Annotated in this window: 22 protein-coding genes and 1 tRNA gene; 8 read left to right on the top strand and 15 right to left on the bottom strand. The window is 61.8% G+C overall.

The window, feature by feature from the left end; translation table 11 throughout:
• Nucleotides 1–12: 12 nt before the first annotated feature.
• On the bottom strand, nt 13–954 hold the full coding sequence (locus AC0L39_RS05370) for a DMT family transporter (protein ID WP_473261354.1): 942 nt from the start codon (nt 952–954) through the stop codon (nt 13–15).
• Between the two features lie 68 nt (nt 955–1,022).
• On the opposite strand from AC0L39_RS05370, the gene AC0L39_RS05375 reads away from it, so the two are divergent.
• A complete protein-coding gene (locus tag AC0L39_RS05375; RefSeq protein ID WP_473261356.1) occupies nt 1,023–1,265 on the top strand; it encodes a hypothetical protein in 243 nt (80 codons plus the stop codon).
• Nucleotides 1,266–1,298: 33 nt separating this feature from the next.
• Here AC0L39_RS05375 and AC0L39_RS05380 read toward each other — a convergent pair whose 3' ends face one another.
• Nucleotides 1,299–2,834, bottom strand: coding sequence for a CpaF family protein (locus AC0L39_RS05380; RefSeq protein ID WP_473261358.1), 1,536 nt, complete (start codon nt 2,832–2,834; stop codon nt 1,299–1,301).
• 204 nt (nt 2,835–3,038) lie between these two features.
• On the opposite strand from AC0L39_RS05380, the gene AC0L39_RS05385 reads away from it, so the two are divergent.
• The 3 genes from AC0L39_RS05385 to AC0L39_RS05395 all read left to right on the top strand — a co-directional run bounded on the left by AC0L39_RS05385 (nt 3,039) and on the right by AC0L39_RS05395 (nt 8,430).
• The gene (locus AC0L39_RS05385) at nt 3,039–3,953 is read left to right on the top strand and encodes a DMT family transporter (protein ID WP_473261360.1); all 915 of its coding nucleotides are present in this window, start codon (nt 3,039–3,041) and stop codon (nt 3,951–3,953) included.
• An 83-nt stretch (nt 3,954–4,036) separates the two neighbouring features.
• On the top strand, nt 4,037–5,872 hold the full coding sequence (glmS, locus tag AC0L39_RS05390; protein WP_473261362.1) for a glutamine--fructose-6-phosphate transaminase (isomerizing): 1,836 nt from the start codon (nt 4,037–4,039) through the stop codon (nt 5,870–5,872).
• A 197-nt stretch (nt 5,873–6,069) separates the two neighbouring features.
• Complete coding sequence (locus AC0L39_RS05395) at nt 6,070–8,430, top strand: putative bifunctional diguanylate cyclase/phosphodiesterase (RefSeq protein WP_473261364.1); 2,361 nt, start codon at nt 6,070–6,072, stop codon at nt 8,428–8,430.
• 19 nt (nt 8,431–8,449) lie between these two features.
• Here the strand turns inward: AC0L39_RS05395 and purQ are convergent, their stop codons facing one another.
• A complete protein-coding gene (gene purQ / locus AC0L39_RS05400) occupies nt 8,450–9,139 on the bottom strand; it encodes a phosphoribosylformylglycinamidine synthase subunit PurQ (protein ID WP_473261366.1) in 690 nt (229 codons plus the stop codon).
• Complete coding sequence (purS, locus tag AC0L39_RS05405; RefSeq protein WP_473261368.1) at nt 9,139–9,390, bottom strand: phosphoribosylformylglycinamidine synthase subunit PurS; 252 nt, start codon at nt 9,388–9,390, stop codon at nt 9,139–9,141. Before purS ends, purQ begins: the two co-directional genes overlap by 1 nt.
• Before the next feature lie 294 nt (nt 9,391–9,684).
• On the opposite strand from purS, the gene AC0L39_RS05410 reads away from it, so the two are divergent.
• Together AC0L39_RS05410 and AC0L39_RS05415 are read left to right on the top strand one after the other, a co-directional pair.
• Nucleotides 9,685–10,218 carry a TonB-dependent receptor plug domain-containing protein gene (locus AC0L39_RS05410; RefSeq protein ID WP_473261370.1) on the top strand — a complete coding sequence of 178 codons (534 nt, stop codon included), beginning with the start codon at nt 9,685–9,687 and terminating at the stop codon, nt 10,216–10,218.
• Nucleotides 10,202–11,908, top strand: coding sequence for a TonB-dependent receptor (locus AC0L39_RS05415; protein WP_473261372.1), 1,707 nt, complete (start codon nt 10,202–10,204; stop codon nt 11,906–11,908). The genes AC0L39_RS05410 and AC0L39_RS05415 overlap by 17 nt, the downstream gene beginning before the upstream one ends.
• A 97-nt stretch (nt 11,909–12,005) precedes the next feature.
• On the opposite strand, the gene AC0L39_RS05420 is transcribed toward AC0L39_RS05415, so the two are convergent.
• The 8 genes from AC0L39_RS05420 to infA all read right to left on the bottom strand — a co-directional run bounded on the left by AC0L39_RS05420 (nt 12,006) and on the right by infA (nt 18,099).
• The gene (locus AC0L39_RS05420) at nt 12,006–14,228 is read right to left on the bottom strand and encodes an insulinase family protein (protein ID WP_473261374.1); all 2,223 of its coding nucleotides are present in this window, start codon (nt 14,226–14,228) and stop codon (nt 12,006–12,008) included.
• On the bottom strand, nt 14,141–14,896 hold the full coding sequence (locus tag AC0L39_RS05425) for a M16 family metallopeptidase (RefSeq protein WP_473261376.1): 756 nt from the start codon (nt 14,894–14,896) through the stop codon (nt 14,141–14,143). The genes AC0L39_RS05420 and AC0L39_RS05425 overlap by 88 nt, the downstream gene beginning before the upstream one ends.
• Nucleotides 14,897–14,958: 62 nt before the next feature.
• Nucleotides 14,959–15,765: a phosphoribosylaminoimidazolesuccinocarboxamide synthase gene (gene purC, locus AC0L39_RS05430; protein ID WP_473261378.1), complete on the bottom strand. Its 807-nt coding sequence runs from the start codon at nt 15,763–15,765 to the stop codon at nt 14,959–14,961.
• Between the two features lie 40 nt (nt 15,766–15,805).
• Nucleotides 15,806–15,880: transfer RNA gene (locus AC0L39_RS05435), tRNA-Phe, on the bottom strand.
• A gap of 120 nt (nt 15,881–16,000) precedes the next feature.
• Complete coding sequence (locus AC0L39_RS05440) at nt 16,001–16,186, bottom strand: DNA gyrase inhibitor YacG (protein ID WP_473261380.1); 186 nt, start codon at nt 16,184–16,186, stop codon at nt 16,001–16,003.
• 103 nt (nt 16,187–16,289) lie between these two features.
• A complete protein-coding gene (locus tag AC0L39_RS05445; protein WP_473261381.1) occupies nt 16,290–17,261 on the bottom strand; it encodes a ribonuclease E/G in 972 nt (323 codons plus the stop codon).
• Entirely contained in the window at nt 17,254–17,826 is a 573-nt protein-coding gene (locus AC0L39_RS05450) for a Maf family protein (protein WP_473261383.1), read from the bottom strand. The genes AC0L39_RS05445 and AC0L39_RS05450 overlap by 8 nt, the downstream gene beginning before the upstream one ends.
• A 15-nt stretch (nt 17,827–17,841) precedes the next feature.
• Nucleotides 17,842–18,099: a translation initiation factor IF-1 gene (gene infA / locus AC0L39_RS05455; RefSeq protein ID WP_473261385.1), complete on the bottom strand. Its 258-nt coding sequence runs from the start codon at nt 18,097–18,099 to the stop codon at nt 17,842–17,844.
• A 724-nt stretch (nt 18,100–18,823) separates the two neighbouring features.
• Here infA and AC0L39_RS05460 point away from each other — a divergent pair.
• Together AC0L39_RS05460 and AC0L39_RS05465 are read left to right on the top strand one after the other, a co-directional pair.
• Entirely contained in the window at nt 18,824–19,879 is a 1,056-nt protein-coding gene (locus tag AC0L39_RS05460) for a hypothetical protein (protein WP_473261387.1), read from the top strand.
• Nucleotides 19,845–21,476 carry a hypothetical protein gene (locus AC0L39_RS05465; RefSeq protein WP_473261388.1) on the top strand — a complete coding sequence of 544 codons (1,632 nt, stop codon included), beginning with the start codon at nt 19,845–19,847 and terminating at the stop codon, nt 21,474–21,476. Before AC0L39_RS05460 ends, AC0L39_RS05465 begins: the two co-directional genes overlap by 35 nt.
• Here AC0L39_RS05465 and AC0L39_RS05470 read toward each other — a convergent pair.
• Genes AC0L39_RS05470 through AC0L39_RS05480 form a run of 3 tightly spaced genes read right to left on the bottom strand, consistent with a single transcriptional unit; the run spans nt 21,473 to nt 23,863 of the window.
• Nucleotides 21,473–22,039 carry an alpha/beta fold hydrolase gene (locus AC0L39_RS05470; protein ID WP_473261389.1) on the bottom strand — a complete coding sequence of 189 codons (567 nt, stop codon included), beginning with the start codon at nt 22,037–22,039 and terminating at the stop codon, nt 21,473–21,475. The two genes, AC0L39_RS05465 and AC0L39_RS05470, sit on opposite strands and share 4 nt — an antisense overlap.
• Nucleotides 21,957–22,292 carry a hypothetical protein gene (locus tag AC0L39_RS05475; protein ID WP_473261391.1) on the bottom strand — a complete coding sequence of 112 codons (336 nt, stop codon included), beginning with the start codon at nt 22,290–22,292 and terminating at the stop codon, nt 21,957–21,959. Before AC0L39_RS05475 ends, AC0L39_RS05470 begins: the two co-directional genes overlap by 83 nt.
• Entirely contained in the window at nt 22,292–23,863 is a 1,572-nt protein-coding gene (locus tag AC0L39_RS05480; protein ID WP_473261393.1) for a WS/DGAT/MGAT family O-acyltransferase, read from the bottom strand. Before AC0L39_RS05480 ends, AC0L39_RS05475 begins: the two co-directional genes overlap by 1 nt.
• Between the last annotated feature and the right edge of the window lie 122 nt (nt 23,864–23,985).

The raw sequence follows: 23,985 nt of genomic DNA on the forward strand, positions 1-23,985 counted from the left end.
TATCGCTATAATTCATAGCGCTGCGTTCGGTTCCTTGGCTGCGGCAAGACGCACTTTGGCGCGGGCCAATTGCCGCTCGCGCCAAGCGATCAGCACGCCTGCGCCGATAATGAGCGGTGCACCGATCCACAGGCTCGCGCCGGGAGCCTGGTCGAACACGCTCCAGCCGTACCAGGTCGCCCACAGCAGCGATGTGTAATCCATCAGGAGGATGACCGCCGCCGACCCGAAACGCAGCGATGTGGTCAGCAGGATTTGCGCAAGCGCCCCGCACAGCGCCATCGCGACGATGATCGCCCAAGTCTGCGGATCGTGCGCGCCGATCACGAACGGCATTGCCAGAGCGGTGAGGGGCGTGGTGATCGCGGTGAACCAGAACACGATGCTCCACGGACTCTCGGTCTTGTTGAGGTCCTGAATCTGGAAACTGATCAGCGCGACGAGCAAGGCTGCGAACAGCCCGATTGCCGCGCCCACCGGATCGACGAGGTCGCTCCCGCCGCCGAGGAAGCTGGGTTGGGTTATCAGCAGCACACCTGCAAATCCGAGCACCACCGCGCCCCAGCGATACTTGCCGACGCTTTCGCCAAAGAACAGCACCGAGATCATCACGGCGAAAAACGGCGCGGTGAAGCTGATCGCGGTCGCCTCCGGCAAGGGCAGCAGCATGACCGCTCCATAGACGAAGAACATTCCGGTGATGCCGTAGGCAGCGCGCCGGGCATGTGCGCCAAACCGCTTTGTCCTGACGATCGCAAGCCGGCCCCACGCCGCGAGCAGTCCGACAATGCAAACGAGCGTGATCGCCTGCCGCCAGAAAACCAGCTCCGCCAGGTGCACGCCGCGCGTGCCTGCGAGCTTCACGAGCATCGCCATCGTCGCCAGCACTGCAGCAGTGGCAAGGCGCACGCCTAGGGCGAGCAGCGGGCGAGGGCGGGCGACGGAACCATCCATTGACCGCGCGCTGTAGGCGCGTACGAGCATTGCGCAAGCGCCGTGAACGACTACATCGCCAGCCTGCTATGGATTTTCTCACTCAACTCGCATTTGCCAGCGACGCTGTCCTGCTTGCGCTGGCAGGCGGTGCGTTCTGGATCCTCGCTGCATTTTGCGCGCTGATGGAGCGACGGCGCGGCAAGGCACGCGAGCTCGACCGGCTCGAGCGGGTCGGCTTCATGCCGTGGACGACCTTGTTCGTGCTGTGCGCCATAATCGGCGGCGGGATGCTCGCGATGAGCTTGCCGGTGGTGCTTGGGAATTTGTGACATGCGCACACCATCCGGCGCGCGCGCACAATTTTACAAACACGCCTCAAGATACGCTTGGTCAAACCCGAACTGACGCGCTTTTTCGAGCGTGTAGGGGCGCAGTCCCGAGCTTCTGAATTCGCCAAGGATCTTGCCGTCTTCGCTTTCGTCCAGATATTCGAACTTGAACAGGTTCTGGGTCACGATCACATCGCCTTCCATCCCGATCACTTCGGTGATGTCGGTGGTACGGCGTGAACCGTCGCGAAGGCGCTTTACCTGAACGATCAGGTCGACCGATTCAGCGATCTGGCGCGAAATTGCCTCTTTCGGGATCTTGATGTCCCCCATCAGGATCATGTTTTCCATACGGCCAAGGCATTCGCGCGGACTGTTGGCGTGAAGCGTACACATGGAGCCATCGTGGCCCGTGTTCATGGCGGCGAGAAGGTCGAAACATTCCGCGCCGCGAATCTCACCCAGGATGATCCGGTCAGGACGCATACGCAGGGCGTTCTTGACGAGGTCGCCAATCGTAATCGCGCCTTGCCCTTCAAGGTTAGGCGGACGCGTTTCGAGCGGCAGCCAGTGCGGCTGTTGCAGACGAAGTTCGGCGGCATCCTCGATGGTGAGAACGCGCTCGCCCGGGTCGATCATCTTCGACAGGGCGTTGAGCATGGTCGTCTTACCCGAACCCGTACCGCCCGAGATCACGACGTTCATCCGGCATGCGCCCGCGATCTTGAGCGCGGTACACATCTTCTCGCTCATCGAACCGAATTCCTTGAGCATATCGAGGGTGATCGGCTTCTCGGAGAACTTACGAATTGAGATCGCGGTGCCGCGCAGCGACAGCGGCGGGACGATCACGTTGACACGTGAACCGTCCTTCAAGCGGGCATCGGCCAGCGGCGTGGTCTGGTCGACGCGGCGGTCGACCTGGTTCACGATGCGCTGGGCAATCTGGAACAGGTGCTGTTCGTCACGGAACCGGATCGGCGCCATGACGAGCTTGCCCTTTTTCTCGATATAGGTCTGGTCCGGGCCGTTGACCATGATGTCGGACACGTCCGGATCGTTGAGCAATTCCTCGAGCGGACCGAAGCCCAGCAGCTCGTCGATGAGGACTTTTTCGAGCGCGAATTGCTCGCGGCGGTTCAGCGTGACCTTAAGCTCGGCCAGCACTTCCATGATGATCGGCCGGAATTCTTCCGACAGCTCTTCCTTGGAAAGCGTGGCGGCGGCTTCCGGATCGACACGTTCGAGCAGGCGCGGGAGCACCTGCTCCTTGATCTTGTGGACGCTGGCTTCGAACCCGCCGGTTTCGGATTCAGACGCGTGGGTCGCGTTCATGCGTTCGGCGAGGCGGTCCATCGCTTCGGCAGAGTTCTGCGGTTTGGAATTGGCAGGTGGCGGCGCGGCCGATTTCGCCTTGTCGCCTTCTTCGGGCAGCGGCGGGAATTGTTCGCCGCCTTTCGCATCATCGCCTGACGGTTTCCCGGTCGTCATGGGACGCGCAACGCCGAACGCTGGACGTCCGCCCGCTTTCGAACCGCCTGCACCACCTTTTTTACCGAATGCGCTCATTCCAAGCCCCCGAGGCCAAACATTTCAAACCATTGCACTTGTTCACATCAGGGCGAACAGCGCCTCTCGAAGTTTGGTGAATAATTCGGAAACCTTATTTTTTTCCTAAGCCGTGCATCGCCGCGTGGACTGCTCCGTTTCGCTTGCGTTTCTTCCGAGCCGAGTTCACGGCGGAACGATGGCGCGGCAGATGGGACAGCACGTATGACCGGGGAAGAGCGCACCGGGCTTGCCTATGCTGTTGCCGGATTTGCGACGCTGTCGGTTGGCGATGCGGTGGTGAAGAGCATGGCGGGCGATTGGCCTCCTTACGCGGTGGCAGCCGTGCGTTTCTCGATCGGAGCGCTGGCGCTTTCCGCGCTTTTGCTGCGCAGCGAAGGCGCCCAGGCCTTCAAGCCGAGCAATCCCTGGCTACAGGTGGCACGCGGCACGTGTCTAGCGCTGGCTTCGGTCTGCTTCTTTTCCGCGATCTACATAATGCCGCTCGCCGAAGCGATGGCAATTGCGTTTCTCTCTCCGGTGCTGACGCAGGTGCTGTCGGTTCCACTGCTGGGAGAAAAAGTGAAGCCGGCGGTCTACGGTGTATCGCTGGTTGCACTGGCGGGCGTGGCCATCATCCTGCGGCCAAACCTTGCCGAGCTGGGCTGGGGCGCGCTGTTGCCGCTTGTGTCGGCGGTGTTCTTCGCGCTGATGATGATCGCCAACCGGGCTAGCGCCGGGCAGGGCAGTGCGCTTTCCATGCAGGTGTTCATTGCAGCAATCTGCGCGCCGATCCTGATCGCGCTCAGCGCCGGGCTGAAATTGTCGGGCATTGAACAGCTCGATTTCGGCTGGCCAAGCTGGGATGTGGTGGCGCGCTGCGCCGTCGTTGCCTTCACCGCCAGCACCGCGCACTGGCTCGCCTATATCGGCACCTCGAAAGCGGGGGCCTCGCAAGTTGCTCCTGCGATCTATGTGCAGATGCTGATCGCTATCGCGCTGGGATGGTGGTGGTTCGGAGATCGGCCCGACCTGTTGACGCTGATCGGTGCCGGGCTGATCATCGCCGCAGGGCTGTTCTTGTGGCGCGACGGCTTGCGCACCAGTTCGCAGCATGAGGGCTTGCCGTTAAAGCGATAGCGGCTAGGAACGCACCTTCCTTCAAGGCTTTGTTCATATGCGCGGGCGCAGTCGCGCAGCACCAACAGGGGACACGACCAGACATGTGCGGCATTATCGGGATTGTAGGCAGCGAGCCTGTGGCGGACCGGCTGGTGGATGGCCTGAAGCGGATGGAATATCGCGGCTATGACAGCGCCGGCATCTGCACCCTGCACGAAGGCCGGCTGGTCCGTCGCCGGGCCAAGGGCAAGCTGTCCAATCTCGTCAATGTCCTGCGCGATGAAGATGCGCCCGGCCATGTCGGTATCGCGCATACGCGCTGGGCGACGCACGGCGCGCCAACCGCCGAAAATGCGCACCCGCATGCGACGGGCGAGGTAGCCATCGTCCACAACGGCATCATCGAAAACTTCAAGGAATTGCGCGCGGAACTGCGCGGAGACGGTCGCACTTTCGAAAGCGAAACCGACAGCGAAGTTGTCGCTCACCTGATCTCTCGCCGGATCGAGAATGGCGAGAGTCCGGCAGAGGCGGTGAAGAACGTCCTGCCCCGGCTGCGCGGCGCCTTCGCGCTCGCGATCGCGTTTCGCGACCATCCCGGAATGCTCATCGGCGCACGGCTCGGATCGCCGCTCGTGGTGGGTTACGGTCCCGAAGGCGAGGAGCCGGAGATGTATCTCGGCTCCGACGCACTGGCGCTCGCCCCGCTGACCCAGCGCATATCCTATCTCGAGGAAGGCGACTGGGCGGTCATCACCCACGAAGGCGCGCAGATCTTCGACCTCGATGGCAATGAAGTCACTCGCGAGGTGCGTACCTCGGGCGCATCGGCAGCCGCCACGGAAAAGGGCAATTACCGCCACTTCATGCAGAAAGAGATTTTCGAGCAGCCCACGGTCGTGGCGCAGACGCTCGGATCGTATCTGCGCCGCGACGATTACTCGGTGGCACTGCCGCAGTTCGACTTCGACATTTCCTCCGTCCGCCGCCTGACCATCGTCGCCTGCGGTACGTCCTATTACGCCGGGCTGGTCGCGAAATACTGGTTCGAACAATTCGCCCGCGTGCCGGTCGATATCGATGTTGCCAGCGAGTTCCGCTACCGCGAGCCGGTTCTCGAAAATGGCGGCCTCGCTCTTTTCATTTCCCAAAGCGGTGAGACGGCGGACACGCTCGCCGCGCTGCGCCACTGCAAGGAAGAGGGCCAGACCATCGGCGTGGTCGTCAACGTGCCAACAAGCACGATGGCGCGCGAGGCCGATCTGCTGCTGCCGACCCATGCCGGACCGGAAATCGGGGTCGCATCGACCAAGGCGTTCACATGCCAACTTGCCGTGCTCGCCGCACTGTCCGCGCACATGGCTGTGAAGAAGGGCCTGATGAGCCGCGAGGAAGAAATCGATGTCGTTCAGCACCTGCTTGAGGCGCCCGCGTGCCTGAACGCCGCGCTCGATCATGATGATGACATTGCCGCGATGGCGCACCTGATCGCTCCGGCGAGGGACGTGTTGTATCTGGGACGCGGGCAGGATTACCCGCTCGCCATGGAAGGGGCGCTGAAGCTCAAGGAAATCAGCTACATCCACGCCGAGGGGTATGCTTCTGGCGAAATGAAGCATGGACCGATCGCGCTTATCGACGATGATGTGCCGGTGGTCGTCATTGCGCCGTCTGGACCCCTGTTCGAAAAGACTGTGTCCAATATGGAAGAGGTGCGCGCGCGGGGCGGGCAGGTTGTCCTGATTTCCGATTCCAAGGGCCTTGAGGATGCTGGCGAGGGATGCATGGCGACCATCGAAATGCCGAGCGTGCATCCGCTGATCGCGCCGCTCGTTTACGCCATCCCGGTCCAGCTGCTCGCCTACCATGTCGCAGTGGTCAAAGGCACCGATGTCGACCAGCCGCGTAACCTTGCGAAGTCCGTCACGGTCGAATGAACGAAATTCGCGAAAATTGAACTCGTAAAGACTGCGGGGCGTTTGAGACCCTGATCGCACTCCCGAATCCTGCGGGGATTTGGTTGATGTTATTGAATTATATATGAAATATATCAAACTCGGGGGCGCGAAATTTATTTTAACCTCGCCGCCAATTTTACCCGCCACTAACCTTTGCTCCTTAATTCCTTTTCATTGTGAGCAAACCGGTTCCATCCCCACAACAGGCCGCGTCGCCTGACCTGACCGTTTCAGCCGTTCTTGGCATAAAGAACCGCGAGGATCCGGACTGGGCGCGGCTGCGCGGATTGCAATATGCCGAGTTGGCCAAGCTGACGTTCTACCGGGCCTGCGGACAGGCCGTGTTGGCGCTGTTCGTCGCTCAGATATTTCTCGATGCCGTCCCGGCCATATGGATTATTGGATGGGTGATTGCGCTTGGAGCAGTGCATGTTCGCGGCGTGATAATCGACAACCGACTGGCCGATGCGGATCGCCGCCGGCTCACACCGGATGAATTCAGACAAAACCTCACGACCGCGGTCATGTCCGGGATGCTATGGTCGGTTCCGGTACTGGCATTCGCACCCTTTGGCACTGCAAGCGATCTTGCAGCGCTTCTGGTGATCCTTGTCATAGCGATCTGCGGGTCGATATTCTTCTTCACAAACTCCCCGGCCAGCATTGCATGTTCGACCCTGATAATCGGGACCGCGACACTCATATTCTGCGCGCTGAACGGTCTTTGGGTCCTGATGGGGGCAACATTTGTCTTCATGATCGTCGCCTTGCTGGGCACGGTAGAAGTCGGAAGGCTCCATCTGGCCAGAAGCATAGCCGAGACGAGCCTGGTCGAAAAGGAGGAGGTCGTCTCGCTACTGCTGCGGGAGTTTGAAGAGAACGAGGCGGACTGGCTGTGGGAGGTCGATACAACGCGGCGCCTGCGCTCTGTCAGCCCGCGGTTCGCATTCGCTCTCGGCCATGCGCAAGAGGAAGCGGAGGGCAAGCCGCTGCTGGAGCTTATCGCGACGCGTAATTGCGACCCGCGCGACTACGCGCCGAGCCTGCGCGAACTGGCCGAGCGGTTGAAGAACCATGAAAACTTCTCGAACCTCATCGTGCATGTATCGATCAGGGGAGAGGAACGCTGGTGGGAGCTCTCAGGCACACCGATGCGCGATGAGCGCGGCCGGTTTGTCGGGTTTCGCGGGGTCGGCTCCGATGTGACCGAGAAGCGCGCCTCGAGCGAGAAAATCGCCTACCTCGCCCGGTTTGACACGCTCACTTCGCTGCCGAACAGGTTGCAGATCAACGAAGGGCTGGGCGAGGCTCTTCGCTATGCGGCGCAGTGGCGCACCCGATGTGCGTTATTGATGGTCGATCTCGACCGGTTCAAGGCGGTCAACGATTCGCTGGGACACATGATCGGAGACAAGTTGCTCGCGCAGGTCTCCTCCAGATTGCAGGCCATGATCGGTAACGATTTGCTGTGCGGCAGGCTGGGCGGCGACGAATTCGCCATCGTCATTCGCGACGCAAGCGATGGGGAAATCATCGGTGATACCGCGCTGAAGGTGATCGAGGCGCTGTCCGAACCCTATCAGGTCGATCAGCACACGCTCTATGTCGGAGCCAGTGTCGGTTCGGCAGTCGGGCCGCGCGATGGCAATTCGGTCGAGGAACTGATGCGCAATGCCGACCTTGCGCTGTACCGCGCGAAAGATGTCGGCGGCGGCGAGCATTGCCGCTTCGAACCTGAATTGCACGCCACCGCAGAGGAACGCCGTCGGTTGGAGGTTTCGCTGCGCAAGGCGGTGCTCGAAGACGAGTTCGTGCTGCATTACCAGCCGGTGGTCGATGCGCGCAGCGAAGAGATCGTCAGCTTCGAGGCGCTGGTGCGCTGGAACAGCCCGGAACACGGTTTCGTGAGCCCCGGCAAATTCATTCCGCTGGCAGAAGACACGCGGCTCATCGTGCCGATCGGCAAGTGGGTCCTGCTCGAAGCCTGCATGGAAGCGCGCGCCTGGCCCGAACACATCAAGGTCAACGTGAATGTCTCGCCCGAGCAATTGCTCGAGCCGGAATTCCACCAGGACGTGATCGACGCGCTGGCCTCAAGCGGGCTCAGGCCAGAACGCCTTGAGGTCGAGGTGACCGAGAGCATCTTCGTGCGCGACGCGACAACCGCGCGCAATTCGCTCGAACAGATCATGGCGCTCGGCTGTTCCGTCGCACTTGATGATTTCGGGACCGGCTATTCCTCGCTCGGCTACCTGCGCAAGCTGCGGTTCTCTACAATCAAGGTCGATCGCACGTTCGTGCAGGGCGCGGCGCAGGAAAGCAATGAGAGCCTCGCGATCATCAACGCCGTGGTTGCGATGGCGAAAAGCCTCGACATGACGACAACGGCGGAAGGCGTGGAAACGGCCGAGGAAGCGGAGCTGATCCGCAATCTGGGATGCGACAAGATCCAGGGCTTCTACTTTGGCCGCCCGATGTCCCGCGAAGAAGCAGGCCGCCTGTTCCGGAATAATCCTGACAGTCGGCAGGTCGGCTGAAAGCCGCAGCGCGCCGGTCTCAAGCGCTGACCAGCGACCCGATTGCGCTTTCGAACAGCCGCCGACCATCAGCGCCGCCAAGCGAGGGATGCGCCGCATCCTCAATCGCGCGCTCCGGGTGGGGCATCATACCGAGAACCCGGCCATTGGCGCTGACGATCCCTGCAACGTCGCGGCGCGATCCGTTTGTCGCCTCCGCATAACGAAAGGCGACGCGGCCTTCGCCTTCGAGCTCGTCGAGCACGCTGTCCTCGGCGAAATAATTGCCGTCATGATGGGCCACAGGGATCCGGATTGTCTCGCCCTGCTGGAATCCCTGCGTGAAAAGCGATGAGGTGTTCTCGACCGTCAGCGGCACGGTGCGGCACACGAAGGTCTGTCCGGCATTGCGCATCAGGGCGCCCGGTAGCAGGCCGCTTTCGGTGAGCACCTGGAAGCCATTGCACACCCCGAGCACTGGCACGCCGCGTTCGGCTGCCGCCACGACAGCACGCATGATCGGGCTCTTCGCCGCCATCGCGCCCGATCGCAGATAATCGCCGTAGGAAAAGCCGCCCGGCAGCGCGATCAGGTCGAGCCGCTCAGGCAATTCTGCATCGCCGTGCCAGATCCGGATCACAGGCTCTCCGGACACCGCCTCCAGAGCGACAGCCATGTCGCGGTCGCAGTTCGAACCGGGGAAGGTAATTACGCCAGCGCGGAAGCCCATCAGGCAGGCTCCTTCGTGCCGTCCAGCTTCTCGATCGCAAAATCTTCGATCACCATGTTGGCGAGCAGCTTCTCGCACATTGTGGTGAGCGCTGCGTCGCTGGTATCATCCGCGACTTCCATCTCGATCATGCGCCCGATGCGGACATCTTCGACCCCGTCGAAACCGAGCCCTTCGAGAGCGTGATGGACCGCGCGTCCCTGCGGATCGAGGACACCGGGCTTCAGGCGGACAAGGATGCGGACTTTCATGAGACGGTTCCTGGTTATGGAGGCGCGATGCAAGCAGGCCTGACCCTATAGCGTCCGCATGCAGCCGTGCAATTGCTGCTGCAAACCTTCCCCCGGTGGAATGGCGCCATGCCGGCCTGGCGGCGCAATTGTGTAGCAGGGCTGCAACATTCGGCTGAAGAGCGACACAGGTTGAACGGTTTTTCGCAGCATTTTGCAGACTCGAACTCGGCAGCATCGCGCAAATCTGGCATCAATCGGGGCGTATTCTTGCTGCATCCGCCTCTCCCCGCGTCCAAGAAAAGGCCCAATTTCATGACACACCGCGTTCTTACCGCTCGTTCGCTGCTTGCCAGTTCGACGATTTTCACCGCGGCTGCATTTGGCCTTTCCGCGCCTGCCGCCGCTCAGGATGCGGAGGCCGAGGCAAACTCCGGGCAGCTTCCCTCGATCATCGTCACCGCCAACCGGCGTGAGGAAAACCTGCAAGACGTTGCAGTGTCGGCCGATATCCTCGACCAGGGCCGCGTCGACAACATCTTTGCCGCAGCCGCAGATACGACGGCGCTGGCCGGTGCGGTTCCGGGCCTGAATGTCGAAAGCTCGAACGGGCGCGTCGCCCCGCGATTCTACATTCGCGGCCTTGGCAACACCGATTTCGACCTCGCCGCATCGCAGCCGGTCTCCGTCATCATGGACGACATCGTCCTGGAGAACGTGACGCTAAAAAGCTTCCCGATCTTCGATGTCGAACGGATCGAAGTGCTGCGCGGTCCGCAGGGCACTCTGTTCGTACCGCAACACGCCCGCCGGAATCGTCAAGATCGATACGGTGAAGCCGAGCCATGAGACCGATGTCGATGTCGGAGTGTCGTTCGCATCGCTCGACACTATAACGCTGAACGGCGCTGTCGGCGGATCGATTGCCGAGGAAACGCTTGCTTTCCGCGTTTCGACCCAGCTCCAGCGCCGCGGCGACTGGATCGACAACGGGTTTACAGGCGAGGAGAATGTCCTTGGCGGTTATACCGATTTCGCGGTGCGGGGTCAGTTGCTCTTCAGCCCGACCGAGCGGACCGATATCCTTGCGCTGGCGCAATTCCGCGATCTTGCGGGCAGCTCGACCTTCTTCCGCGCCAATATCCTCGGCCCTGGCGACAATGATCTCAACGAGAATTACGACCGCGATACCGTGTTCTACGATGCGGGCGGCGGCAATCCGGCGGAATACCAGCAATGGGGTGCCTCACTGAACATCAGTCACGAATTCGACGGCGCTACGTTGACCTCGATAACCGGCTACAATGAAAGCGAAGGCTTCAGCCGCGGCGATGTCGACGGCGGATTTGGCGCGGCCTTTCTGCCGGAATCGGGTCCGGGTTTTATCCCGTTTCCGTCCGATACGGAGGATTCAATCGACCTCTATCAATTTACGCAGGAAATCCGTCTCGCCTCGAACACCGATGGCCCGCTAACGTGGCAGATCGGCGGTTTCTATTTCGAGAGCGATTTCGATGTGACGACGGTCGGCTTTGACTTCCCGCCGCCGGTCACGGTGAACCATACCAATGAGGCGTGGGCGATCTTCGGTCAGGCGAGTTATCAGCTGACCGAGGCGCTGCGCCTGACCGGCGGCCTGCGCTACACCGACGACCAGAAAGACTTCATCGTCGTGTCCGGTTCAGCGCCGCAGCCCGTAAGCGTGCAAGACGACCAGATCGACTGGGACGTCAGCCTGTTCGTCGATGTGTCGGACAGCGCGAGTGTCTATGCCAAGGTTGCCGATGCGTTCCGCGGGCCAACCATCCAGGGGCGCGACGTCGCGTTCTTCGCGCCGCCTTCGGTCGCGCAATCGGAAAACATCATGTCCTATGAAGTCGGCTTCAAGACGGAGCTGGCCGACCGCGCCGTGCGCCTGAACGGTGCAGTGTTCTACTACACCGTCGAAGACCCGCAGTTTACCGCTGTCGGCGGCGGCGGGAACCTGGTGCAGCTGATCAACGCAAATGAGGGCGAGGCCTACGGCTTCGAACTCGACAGCGCGTTCCAGATCACTCCCAATTTCGAGGTCACTCTGGGCCTCGCCTACAACGACACCCAGATCAACGATCCGAACCTCGCCGTGGGCATTTGCGCGCAGTGCACGGTGACCGATCCGACGGTTGATATCGCCGGATCGACCCGCGCGCTGGTGGATGGCAACCCGTTCCCCAACGCACCCGAATGGAGCGGCGACCTGACCGCCAGCTACACCATCCCTATTGGAGCGAGCGATGAATTCTTCATCTTCACCGACTGGACCTATCTCGGCGAGACCAACTTCCTGCTTTACGAAAGCCTTGAATTCAACGCTGACAGCCGGATCGAGGGCGGCCTGCGCGTCGGCTATCGCGGCAATGACGGTCAGTGGGAAGTCGCCGCCTTCGCTCGCAACATCACCGATGAGGACAATGTGCAGGGCGTTGTCGACTTCAACAACAACACCGCATTTGTGAACGAGCCGCGCGTAATCGGGGTATCGCTCGGCTTCAGTTACTGATCCGCAGCCGCAAGTTCCGGCTCAGCAATAATGATAACCGGAGTAAGTCTATGGGGCTGGCAGTAGGCGAACTGTCAGCCCCATTTCCTTGCTGTGCTCAATCCTCGTCCGTAGCGCGGGCTTTCTCGCCCGGCACCACCTGAATTTCGAGCGCGGCTGCAGGATCGAGATATTTCACCGCAGTCGCTGTCAGCTCGGCTGGTGTGATGGTCTTGAGCAGCTCAGGCCCGTCGAAAAAGCGGTCGAGCCGGTCCGGCTGGCTCTGCGCGTTGTCGGCAAGGCCCATCCAGCCCCCGAGGCTCTTGAGCGCATTGTCATAGCTTTCAAGCAGCGGCTTGCGCGCCCGGTCAACGAGGTCTTCGTCGATAACGTCACCGCTGCGAAGATCGTCCAGCATCTGCGCGATAGCTTCCCTGGTGGGCTCGACCTGGTCGACGTCGATATTAGCGCCAAGCGAAAACGTGCCGTAGTCGCGGTAAATCCGGCTGCTCTGCATCGTCGCATAGGGCGAATATGCCTGCCCCAATTCCTCGCGCAGGCGGTCGAGCATTTCGAGCCGCACGGTCTGCGACAGCAGCCATATGCGCAGAGTTTCCTCAAAATCCTCGTCATCGGTCGTGGGCCAATAGAGCCGCAAGATCGCCTGATCCGCCTCGCCTGCGTGGGTGAGGGTGCGCAGGGACCGGTTATCGGTGAAGGTCCGCGTGCGGGCCTCTTCGCGCGGGAGGAAGTCGGCCTCGCGCGGGGGGAGCGCGCCCAGCGTCGATGCAACCGCTGCAATCGCGGCGTCCTCGTCGAGATCGCCGACCAGCGCAATTTCGATGGCGCCATTGCGCAGCCGATCGCCGATTGCTGCATCGAGACGCGCGTAATCGAGCGCGAGAAATGTGTCTTTCGATTGCAGGGTAAAGCGCGGATCGCCGTCCGACAGGATGCCGCCGATCTGCGCGCCGAGCGCGCTTGCCGGGGTCGCATCGAGATTGGCGAAGTAGTTTTCGATCCCGCGCCGATACCGCTCGACGCCCTCGCGGCGATAGCCCGGATCGGTGAGCGTGGCGGCGGCAACCTGCAATTGCAGCTCGAGGTCGCGCGGCGTTGTGCCCGCGCTCATCACGAAGCTTTCGGAATTGCTGCCAAGGCCGAAGCTGACCGTCTTGCCTGCGAGCACCGTGCCCAGTTCGTCCTGGCTGTGCTGCCCGAGCCCCCCGCCAGCGAGCGCGCTGACCATCGCGGTCTTCAGCGGATCGTCCGGAGTGTTCATCAGGCTTCCGCCATCGACCGACATGCGGAAATTGATGCGGTCTTCGCGGATATCGGTCTGCTTCAGTGTCAGCCGAACGCCGTTGGCAAAGGTGATGTACCTCAGGCCGAGGCGCTCCTCACCGGAGTCCGAGACGATCACACCCGGCTCACCGAAAGCGGTGTAGGCAAACTCCACAGGGCCGCCATATTCGGGCGCAGCGATCGGCAAGGCCATGCCATCGGCAAAGGCGCTGCGCAGGGCCTCCTCGCCGCCCTCTGGCGCGGCGTGGCCTTGAAAGCGGATCAGCGGCTCGATCAGAGGTGCGGCATCGCGGGTCAGCTCCGCCAGCACGTTTTCCGGGGTAATCTGGTCCTGCACCGCTTCAAACACAGCGAGCCGATAGGCCGGCGTGGTCGGAATGCGATCATCCGAGACGAGCCTCAGCGCGCCGCTTACATAAACGCGGTTGGTCCGCGTCGACTCGCCCTGGACCGCATTTTCGAGCCGGGTGCGGATATTGGCGAGCTGCTCGTCGATTTCTGCCTGGGTGAAGCCGAAGGTGAGCGCCTGATTGACCTCGCGCACGGCGGCAAGCACGCCCTCACGCCATTCGCCATCGGCGCTGGATACGGACAGGGTGGTAGAGCGGGCATCCTCGAAGACATCGCTGCTGCCGAACCGGGCACCGCGGAACGGCGCGTCTTCGCCGCGAGCGAGCCGGGCGAGGCGGCGATTGATGATGGCATAGCCGATAGAGCGGATCGAAGCGGTTTTGCGCTCCGCCAAGGTGTCGGGGCGGTCCTGCCACGCGGAAAGCCGTGCGATCTGCACACTTTCGGACAGGGCCGGGTCGATATAGATATCGGTCAGCCCCCCGCGCGTGATGTCTATCGGACCTGTTTCCGGATCGACCGGAGCCGCCGCAGCATCCCAATCACCAAAGCGTGCGCTGATGAGCGCTTCCATCGCCTCGATCTCGAAATCGCCGACTATGACCAGCGTGGTGTTGGCCGGTGTATAGGTGCGTTGGTAGAGGCTGCGGAGCTGCTCTGCGGTTGCGCTCTCAAGGCTTTCCACGGTCCCGATGGGCAGCCGGTCGGGAAGCGCGCATCGGGGGCGATGAATTCGAAGCCATCCTCCTGCGCGCGCTGGCGAAATCCCGCCCGGTCGCGCCGCTCGGCCAGGACCACGCCGCGCTCACGGTCGACCGCATCTGGCGCAATGGTCAGCTCGCTCGCCGTCTCTCGCATCAGCATCAGCGCGGTATCGAGCAGGTCTTCGTCGTTCCTCGGCAGGTTAAGCATGTAGGTGATCGCGGACAGGCCGGTGGTCGCATTGGTATCGGCGCCAAACGCAAGCCCTTCGCGTTCGAGCAGCTTGATCATCTCGCCCTCGGGAATACCCTTGGACCCGTTGAAGGCCATGTGCTCGAGATAGTGCGACAGGCCGCGCTCGGCCTCTGTCTCGTCGAGCGATCCGGAATCGATCCGCATCCGGATAATTGCGGTGCCTTCGGGCGTCGCGTTCTGCCGCAGCACATACCGCATGCCGTTGTCGAGCTGCCCGAAGACATAGCCCGGATCGACCTCGACATCGCTGACTTCGAAGAACCATGTCGGCTCGCTTGCGTCCGAGGTCTCTTGCGCGGCCACCGGGGAGTCCTGCGCGGCAAGGGCCGAGGTCAAAGCGATATTGGGCAGGGCAAGCAAAAGCCCCGTGACAACGACACGTGCAGAAGATTTCATGATTTCAGACAGACCCTTTTCATCCCCGTGGGCCATGCAGCCTAGCGAATGAACTGGCGCTGTCAGGTCATTTTTGGGGGAGGCGTGCCGCGCAGGCGTGAGCGATGGCTCGACAGGTCGAGCACTTCGCCGGGGCCGCTGTCCTCTTCCTGCAGCAGGCCGAGCCTGCGTGCGACTTCGCGGTAGGCTTCTTCCTCGCCGCCCAGATCGCGGCGGAACCGGTCCTTGTCGAGCTTTTCGCCCGATTTCATGTCCCACAAGCGGCAGCCATCCGGGCTGATCTCGTCGGCGAGGATCACGCGGCTGTAATCGCCATCGTAGAGCCGCCCGAATTCGAGCTTGAAATCCACCAGGCGGATATCGATCCCGGCGAACATGCCGGACATGAAATCGTTGATCCGGATCGCCATCGAGGAAATGTCGTGCATCTCTTCGTGGTTGGCCCAGTTGAAGCAGGCGATGTGCTCCTCGGAGATCAGCGGATCGCCGAGCGCATCGTCCTTGTAATAATATTCGATCAGCGTGTGCGGCAGCGGATCGCCTTCTTCAAGGCCGAGCCGCTTGCAGATGGAACCCGCCGCGACATTACGCACGACGACTTCGATCGGGATGATCTCGACCTGCCGCACCAATTGCTCGCGCATGTTGAGGCGGCGGATAAAATGTGTCGGGATGCCGATATGCGAAAGGCGGCTGAAAACGTGCTCGCTGATGCGATTGTTGATCACGCCCTTGCCGTTGATCGTCCCGGTCTTCTCGGCATTGAAGGCGGTCGCATCATCCTTGAAATACTGGATAATCGTGCCCGGCTCCGGACCTTCGTAAAGGATCTTGGCCTTGCCTTCGTAAATCTGGCGGCGACGGGACATTTGAGCAGCCTCCCAGCTCGACTAAATAACCCTCAGCAAGTGGTGCCCGGGGGCGGAATCGAACCACCGACACGCGGATTTTCAATCCGCTGCTCTACCCCTGAGCTACCCGGGCACTTGCTGCGGCGACGGTCTGGCTGGAAACGCTCAAACCGGCGAGCAAATGAGAGCGGGCCTATGGCGAACTGGCACGCGCTTGGCAAGAGGGAAATGGGGTATTTCTGCCGCCATGCGCCTATTCTTGCGTGTCCCAATCGGCGGTCGCGATTTCTTCCGGGCTGGCCGGGCGGCTGGGCACGGCATAGCCATCGCCGAACCACTTTGCGAGATCGCGGTCCTTGCAGCGCGTGGAGCAAAACGGCGAGTGTTCTTCAGAGCGCGGTTTCTTGCAGATTGGGCAGGGTTTTTGCGGCATATTCATTTCGCAGGCTCCGGGCCAACCGCTCCTTCTGCCCTTTCGCCCCGATTGTTTCCGGGTATCTTCAGGGTTGAGGCGTGGAGGAAGCGGGCGGGTTGGTTCAACATCAAGGCTCAATTATCTGGACCTGCGCCGCTTCGAGCGCAAGTGCGGGATTGCTCTCGATCCGCACCTGTTTTCCGGTGCGGCGCGCCAGCTCTTCCAGCCATTCGGATTTCAGCTTGGCTTTGAGCGCCGGGTGAACCGTGACGAGCAGGACTGCGCCCGCGCCCGCGGCCAGCTCCGCGCGGCGAAGTGCCATGCGCGCGCACATTCCGACACGTGACGTTGCAAAGCGGTGCAGGAGCGAAGGCCCTTCCATCCGCGCGGCGATCTGCACAAAGCCAAAGCCGTTCATCGCGGTCCGTTCATGCGGCCAGTCGTTCAAGACCTCGTCCAGAGCCGCATCGATAGCTTTGCGGTCAGCCTTGTCTGAAATGGTGGGAAAATCGATGCCGATATTTCCGCCCAGATCAAACGCTCTGAGCCAGCTCGCGATAACGGGTACGGCCGCCAAAGCCAGTTGCCGAGCGGTGCCTGATCCGTCCACATCGATCAGCGTCATCGCTGGCGTGACGCTGAAATGCAGCGAGCCGCCATCGAAACTGATCTCGCCAGAAGATGCTGCCTCCCAAATATCTTCCCAGCAACCCCTGGCGAATTCGCGCACCTCGCGCGCCTCGGGGAGCCATTTGAGGTCCGCTGGATGCTCGGTTTTGAGGTAGCGGCCTTGCGCCCGTTTGAACCGCCCCTTCTCACCCACTGCCGCGCGAGTGACCGTCAGGGTGACCATTTCGCCTTCGGTCAGATGCGAAGGCAGGTGGTCGACAAGGATTTCCCGGCCCGCATTGGTCATTGCAGTGCCGCGCCGCGCCCCGCCTGGCTTGGCGGCAAGCTTGGCCTCAACCTGCTGACCCGCGAAAAGCTCGCCGGGCCAATGCAACTTTGCAGCGATTATCTGGCCTGCAATCGTCAGCAGCGCGCGGTCTTCGCCAATGCCGCGCTCGACAAACCAATCGCTGGTCCGCTCTTCAACCAATCTGGAACCCCGCGGATTTAAGCAGCGCGCGGGTCTCGTAAAGCGGCAGGCCCATCACACTTGAATGGCTCCCGCGCATCCATTGGATCAGCGCCTCGGCCGATCCCTGTATTGCATAGCCGCCTGCCTTGCCGCGCCATTCGTCCCCGGCAAGGTAGGCCCCGATTTCCTCGCGGCTCAGCGATTTGAATCGAACGATATTTTCGCTGAGGCGCGATTTCACAGTGCCGTCGGGCGCGCGAAGCACCACGCTCGAAAGCACGGTATGCCTGCGCCCTGACAGCAGCTCGAGGCAGCCCCGCGCCTCTGCTTCGCTCTCGGTCTTGGGCAGGATCCGCCGCCCGGCAGCGACTACCGTGTCGCCCGCAAGCACAAAGCCGGGTGCTGCCGCCGCTGCGGCTTTCTCCTCACCCATGCGCAGCGCGTAATCGCGCGGGCGCTCTGCCTTGAGCGGCGTTTCGTCGATGTCGGTCGGTGAAACTGCGTCAGGTACGATTCCGATCCGCGCGAGCAGGTCTCGGCGGCGCGGGCTGGCAGAGGCGAGGGTGAGGTGAAGGGCGCTCATCGGCGCGCCTTGCGGTTAGGCCGGGCCGGGCCCCTGACCGGGGCCGCCGCGACCGGGCATGAACCGGTAAGTGATGCGCGCCTTGGTCAGGTCGTAAGGGGTAAGCTCGCACAGCACTTCGTCGCCGACCAGCGCGCGGATGCGGTTCTTGCGCATCTTGCCCGCAGTGTGGCCCAGAACTTCGTGACCGTTTTCAAGCTCGACCCGGAACATCGCATTGGGCAGCAATTCGACGACACGCCCGCGCATTTCGAGGAGTTCTTCCTTGGCCATGTAGTTCCTTCATCAGTGCAAGGCGCGAATTTTGCGCCGGAAAATCGCGAGCCGCTCGTCGGCTCTGGCGGGCCATTTAGCGATGCCGAGAACAAAAGGGAAGCCTCGTGCGTTACGGGCCTGATCCAATCGCACCTCCATCTGGTGCATCCCGTTCATGTCCACCTCCGTATATCGTGGTGCAAGTTGATACAATTCAGGTGCTTGTCCCCCGTCTTTCATTGCTCAAAAGGGCACGAATGATCTTCACCCCCTCTTCCCGCGCCCTGTTTGGCACCGGCGTCTGTCTTTCGGCGCTGTGGCTGGGCTGCGGAGCCGTGCCAGCGGCTGCGGCTGCGCAAGCTGGCGGAGCGCAGGAACAGACCGACGCGTCTCCGCCGGTGCAGGCGCCAGCTCCGGCAGATGACGAAATCGTGGTTCGGGCGCAGCGCCTGCGCGGGCAACTGGTGGTCGAACAGCCCCCCTGCTCGAGCTTAATGAAGAGGATATCGCGGCTGAGGGCGTCGCCTCGATTGCCGATCTTATCACGCAGATCACAGCGCAGACCGGATCGGCGCGCGGTCGCGGCAGCGGACGTCCGATCACGCTTATCAACGGCATACGGGTCGGCAGTTTCCGCGAGTTTTTCCAATACCCGCCCGAAGCGCTCGCCAAGGTCGAAGTCTTTCCCGAAGAGGTCGCCCAGCGTTTCGGCTTCGCTCCGGATCGCCGCGTCATCAACCTCGTGCTGAAGGAGGATTTCACGAGCCGCGAGGTCGAGCTTGAATTCGAAGGTCCGTCACGCGGCGGATATCTCGTGAACGAGCAGGAACTCGGCTATCTCAAGATCACCGATGGCGGGCGGCTCAACCTGAATTTCGAGGCCAATGACACCAGCCTCCTGACCGAATCCGAGCGGGACATAATCCAGACGCCGGGCTCGGTTTCCGACATTGCGAGCGACCCCGAACAGGCCGATTTTCGCAGCCTTGTGGCCGACAGCCGGTCGATCGAAGGCAATATCAGCTGGGCCAAGGCTTTCATCGAAAGCGGCACTGCCGCCTCGGCCAATGTCAATTATGCGCGCAATGACAGCCGGTCACTTTCCGGCCTCAACATCGTCACGCTGACCGATCCATCCGGTGATAGCGCGCTGCGGACATTTGGCGAGGAAACCCCGCTGGAGCGGCGCGTGTCGAGCGATACGCTGTCCGGGTCCGGCTCGATCAGCAAGTCGGTAAACGCTTTTCGGCTGACCAGCACCTTCGACGGATCATTCAGCGAAACCGAGACCGAGATCGACCAGCGCTTTGACACGGATGCTTTGCAATCCGATGCGATCGCTGGATTGATTGCGATCGACGCGCCGCTGCCAAGCGCCGCCGGTGCCGGGTTCGATATCGCCAATCGGCGCACCATATCGACGGTTTCGCAAACAACTTTGCGCGGACCGATTGCCACCCTTCCAGCGGGCGACGTGATTGCGACCTTCGATGCCGGAGCGGACTGGCAGCGCATCGAGAGCGACGACACCCGCGCGCTGCTCGACACCCAGCTTACACGGCGGCGCTTGTCGACCGGCGCAAACCTGGTGGTTCCGATAACCAGCCGCCGCAACGGGTTCGCCGACGCGCTGGGAAGCGTCTCGTTGACCGCGCAGGCGGGACTGGAAGACCTGTCCGATTTCGGACTGCTCGGGGATTACAATGTCGGATTGAACTGGCAACCGACCGAGCGGCTTGACCTGTCGGTAAATTATATACTGCGTGAGGTTGCGCCGTCGCTTTCGAGATCTGGGTGATCCGCAGGTCACGAATTTCAACGTTCCGGTGTTCGATTTCGTCAATGGCGAAACAGTGCTTGCGACCGTGATCACGGGCGGCAATCCCGACCTGCTGGCGGAAACGCAGCGCGATTGGAAACTCGCAGTGAACTGGCAATTGCCGTTCTGGGATAATTCGCGCCTGTCAGTGGAATATATTCGCAACCGCTCGGACGATGTGACCGCCGGATTCCCATCTATCACTCCGCAGATCGAGGCGGCCTTTCCCAGCCGCATCACACGCGATACGGCAGGGCAGCTTGTCGCGGTCGACAACCGGTTTGTGACCTTTGCGGAAACGCGCTCCGACAGGCTGCAGATCAACCTTTTCACACGCGGCAGCTTCGGTATGCGCGAGCGCGGCGGCGGTGAAGGGCGCGGAAGGCGTGGCGGACCGCCACAGGCCTCTGGCCGGCCACAAGGCAGCGGCGAGCCGCCAAGTGCGGATCGACGCGCGCAATTCAGGCAGTTTCGCACACGCATTTGCGCCGATGACGGGCTGGAGTTCCTTACTCGCCTGATCGAGCGCGTCGAAGCGGGCGAGGATGTTTCCGGCGAAATCCCCGGCTTTGATCCAGCGCGTTTCGAGCGCATCCTCTCGCGCGTGAGAGACGAGAATGGCGACATCACGCCAGAGCGCCTCTCCGCTTTCCGGGAGCGTTTCTGCGACATGGACCCGGCGATGTTCGGCGGGCGCCCCGACCGCGCCGACGGACCGCCTGGCGGCAGCGACAGCGCCAATTCTTCCGAACAGCGCGGTCCCGGCGGCGGGATGCGAGCTGCCTTTGCCTCCCTGCGCGAACGCATATGCGGTGAAGGCGGGGCCGGGCAGCTCGCCAAGATCGTCACAGCCATAGAAAACGGCGAGGCCACCTCCGAATTGTTGCCGGGCATGGACCCTGCATTCCTGAAACGCCTGCTCGACCGGGCGCGGGGTGATGATGGTGCGATCTCGCAAGAGGCCCTGGACCAGTTTCGCGAGCGTATCTGCTCAGGCGAAGGCAGGCCCGGCGGCGGGCAGGCTGGCGGGCAGGCTTCTGGACGCAGCGGCGGCGGGCCATTCGGCGGCGGCAACCCGTTTGCCCGCGGGCGTGCTTCGGGCTGGCGCTATTTTGCGAGCCTCAATCACACGATAGAGCTGGAAAACGACATCCTGATCGCGCCGGGTATCGCCCGCCTCGACCAGCTGGACGGCGATGCCACCAGTGCCTTTGGCTTTCCGCGCAACAACACCCGCCTCGAAGCCGGGCTCTTTGGCAAGGGTTTGGGCGTACGGCTCTCGGCAAGGTATGTCGGCGAAACCCGGCTCGACGGATCGGGCCTGCCAGGCAGCACCGACCTGTTCTTCAGCGATCTGGCGACCTTTGACTTGCGAGTTTTCTCGAACCTGGCGGATCTGTTCGGTTCGGAAAGCCAAGCGCTCAAGAACCTGCGGGTCAGCCTGCGCGCCGACAATATCTTCGACGCGCGGCGGCAGGTCCGCGACGAGAACGGCGACACACCGATCAATTACCAGCCGTTCCTGATCGATCCGACCGGACGGTTTATAGGCATCGATATCCGGAAGCTGTTCTAGTTCAGTCTCACTTTCGGAAACAGGATACGCTGGTGAAGCTTGGGCTCGAACGGAGCCCACTCGCCTTCAGTCTGCGCCAGTCGGTCGGCCATTGCCACCATCACAGACGGGTTGAAACCAAGTCCTAAATGGCTGGCGTAAACTTCGATATTCTCGCTGGGATGTTCGTCGTGGGTTCTCTCGGGATGCTGCACACTTCCGCGCCAGTGCACGATGCCATCGGTCTTGGTGTAAACCGATGACGTGGGCACGGGAGGGGCGGCGTCGAGGCCCTGGAACTGGCCGCCGCGCAGCTCATCCGGTTCGTTTCCGTTGAAGAATTCGAACAGACGCGCTGCATTGGTATGGTTGCGATCGTCTGAAATCGGGCTGCCGAGGCTCATGACCAGCCGCACCTTCTCCGGATGAAGTTTCGCCAGTTCGCGCGCAAGCGCGCCGCCAAGGCTCCATCCGATCAGCGAAACCGTGCGTCCGCTCGTTCTATACAGCCGCGTTAGCTGCGATTCCAGCTTTGACAGGAGCACTTCGTTGACGCGCACATTGCGGCCCGAGATCCCAGCCATGCGCATCATAGCCAAGCCGGTCCAGCAGGCGCCGCATCGGGACGGTCGAATTGTTGGTCGCCATGAAGCCCGGCAGGGTCACGACCGCATGGCCATCACCTTTGGGCAGAGCGGAGAGAAACGGGCGAGCGGCGTAAAATGCCCCAAGCTCGAAGAGAGCGCGCCCCTCTGTGAATGTCCAGAATCGGTTCGGAGGAACCGCTGCTGGCAATTCCCGTCCGTTGGCATGTGCGCTCGGTGCCATGCTTGCCATTACTTGCTCTCCTCGGCGATGCGACTGGTTGTTTTCTTTGGTGTTCTCTTGGCAGGCTTTTTGGCTGCCGTTTTCTTGGTTGGCGGCTTCTTGGCCGCCGTGTTCTTTGCTGGCGCCTTGCCAGGGGCGCGCTTGGCGGCGGGCTTGCTCACGGCCTTGGCCGCTGCAAGCATCTCGTCGAAACTTTCCTGTATGCAATCGGCGTAGAATTCAGGGTCGGGCATGATGTCGCGGCAGGCGGTGAAGCTGATGATCGCTTCATCGACATAGCTCTGGACGATATGTGCAAGGCCGAGGCCGTCGGTCAGGCAGATGAGCGAGAGCGCCATGCTCTCCATCCGCGCGCCCGCAGAATAGATATGCACCGGCGGGCCGGGTACATTGGTCACCACGGTGTTGAACGGCATCGCGACGCGGTGGGCGAGGCTGACGCGGCTGAACAGCTGCGATCCCAGCGCCATGTAAAGCAGCGGGTTCACCTTGCTCACCTCGGTCATGGTGCGCGCGCCCAAGGCGTTGGTCATCGCCTTCGAGTTGCTGGTCTGGCCGAAGACATATTCGAGCCGTTCCTTGTGATCGGCAATATGTGTGCCGAGCGGCGCGATCATGGCGGCAACCTGGTTGCCCATGTCGCCTTTCTCATCGTTCGAGCGCACCGAAATCGGCGCCATCGCGGTCATCGTGCCCTTGGGCAGGTCGCCTTTTTCGGTGAGGTATTTGTGAAGTGCGCCGCCGATAATGGCGAGCGCGACGTCGTTCACTTTCGCCTCTGGCAGGAGCGCGCGGATGGATTTCAGCTCGGTCAGGCTGAAACTGCGCCCTTCGACCACGCGGTGCGAGGAGATCGAGCGGTTGAAGCGCGTGCGTGGCGGCACGTAATCGCTGGAAAGCTTGAACTGGCGTGTCACCAGCCCCTTGATCGCGCTGGCGACGCCGGGGACGGCCTGCGCTGCAACCTGCGCCTGTTTCAGCGGATTGAGCAGCGCGTTGACGTAGGATTTGCCGAGCAATTCGACTGCGTTCGGGATTTTCTCCGGCTTCCAGTCATCGGGCTCGTTCGGCGGCGCGGTGGAGGGCGAGACGGTATGGATCGCCTCCATCAGGTCGATGCCGCTCATGCCGTCAATGGCGGAGTGGTGGACCTTGGTGACGAAGCCGAAGCAGCCCTTGGGAAAGTCGCGCACATTGTCGAGCCCCTCGACCACGGTGAACTCCCACGGCGGGCGGGTAAGGTCCATCGGGCGTGCGTGAATGCGCGCGGTCTGGATACACAATTGCCGCCAGTCGCCGGGCTTTGGCAGTGCGACATGGCGGACGTGGTATTCGAGATCGAAATTCGGATCCTCGATCCAGTACGGGTAATCGAGGTCGAACGGCACGCGCACGAGGCGTTGCCGCATCGTCTTCGACAGCTGCATCCGGTCGTGAAAGAACTGCAGGATGTCCTTGAACCGAACGAAACCGCCCGGCGCCGTTTCCGGGTTATAAATCAGAAGGTTACCGATATGCATCGGCGAATTCGGCGATTCCAGCGCTACGAACGAGGAATCCATGCCTTGCAATTGCCGCAAGGTTCTCTCCCGCAGGACTGCTGATGCTCAGCAGTTTCGGCCCGTGTTCGAGCTCTGAAGAGGGACGTAGGGATGTTTCAGTGCTGTGACAACCTTACGCACGCGGCAGGAATTGCCGTAGG

The organism is Erythrobacter sp. K21-9 (assembly GCF_055808355.1).

What these genes read in the sequence shown, in the direction of transcription:
- AC0L39_RS05425 (WP_473261376.1), bottom strand. Translation starts at nt 14,896, where the DNA reads ATGAAATCTTCTGCACGTGTCGTTGTCACGGGGCTTTTGCTTGCCCTG.
- infA (WP_473261385.1), bottom strand. Translation starts at nt 18,099, where the DNA reads ATGGCCAAGGAAGAACTCCTCGAAATGCGCGGGCGTGTCGTCGAATTG.
- AC0L39_RS05450 (WP_473261383.1), bottom strand. Translation starts at nt 17,826, where the DNA reads ATGAGCGCCCTTCACCTCACCCTCGCCTCTGCCAGCCCGCGCCGCCGA.
- AC0L39_RS05475 (WP_473261391.1), bottom strand. Translation starts at nt 22,292, where the DNA reads ATGGCAAGCATGGCACCGAGCGCACATGCCAACGGACGGGAATTGCCA.
- purQ (WP_473261366.1), bottom strand. Translation starts at nt 9,139, where the DNA reads ATGGGCTTCCGCGCTGGCGTAATTACCTTCCCCGGTTCGAACTGCGAC.
- AC0L39_RS05470 (WP_473261389.1), bottom strand. Translation starts at nt 22,039, where the DNA reads ATGGCTGGGATCTCGGGCCGCAATGTGCGCGTCAACGAAGTGCTCCTG.
- glmS (WP_473261362.1), top strand. Translation starts at nt 4,037, where the DNA reads ATGTGCGGCATTATCGGGATTGTAGGCAGCGAGCCTGTGGCGGACCGG.
- AC0L39_RS05370 (WP_473261354.1), bottom strand. Translation starts at nt 954, where the DNA reads ATGGATGGTTCCGTCGCCCGCCCTCGCCCGCTGCTCGCCCTAGGCGTG.
- AC0L39_RS05375 (WP_473261356.1), top strand. Translation starts at nt 1,023, where the DNA reads ATGGATTTTCTCACTCAACTCGCATTTGCCAGCGACGCTGTCCTGCTT.
- AC0L39_RS05410 (WP_473261370.1), top strand. Translation starts at nt 9,685, where the DNA reads ATGACACACCGCGTTCTTACCGCTCGTTCGCTGCTTGCCAGTTCGACG.
- purC (WP_473261378.1), bottom strand. Translation starts at nt 15,765, where the DNA reads ATGTCCCGTCGCCGCCAGATTTACGAAGGCAAGGCCAAGATCCTTTAC.
- AC0L39_RS05385 (WP_473261360.1), top strand. Translation starts at nt 3,039, where the DNA reads ATGACCGGGGAAGAGCGCACCGGGCTTGCCTATGCTGTTGCCGGATTT.
- AC0L39_RS05440 (WP_473261380.1), bottom strand. Translation starts at nt 16,186, where the DNA reads ATGAATATGCCGCAAAAACCCTGCCCAATCTGCAAGAAACCGCGCTCT.
- AC0L39_RS05380 (WP_473261358.1), bottom strand. Translation starts at nt 2,834, where the DNA reads ATGAGCGCATTCGGTAAAAAAGGTGGTGCAGGCGGTTCGAAAGCGGGC.
- purS (WP_473261368.1), bottom strand. Translation starts at nt 9,390, where the DNA reads ATGAAAGTCCGCATCCTTGTCCGCCTGAAGCCCGGTGTCCTCGATCCG.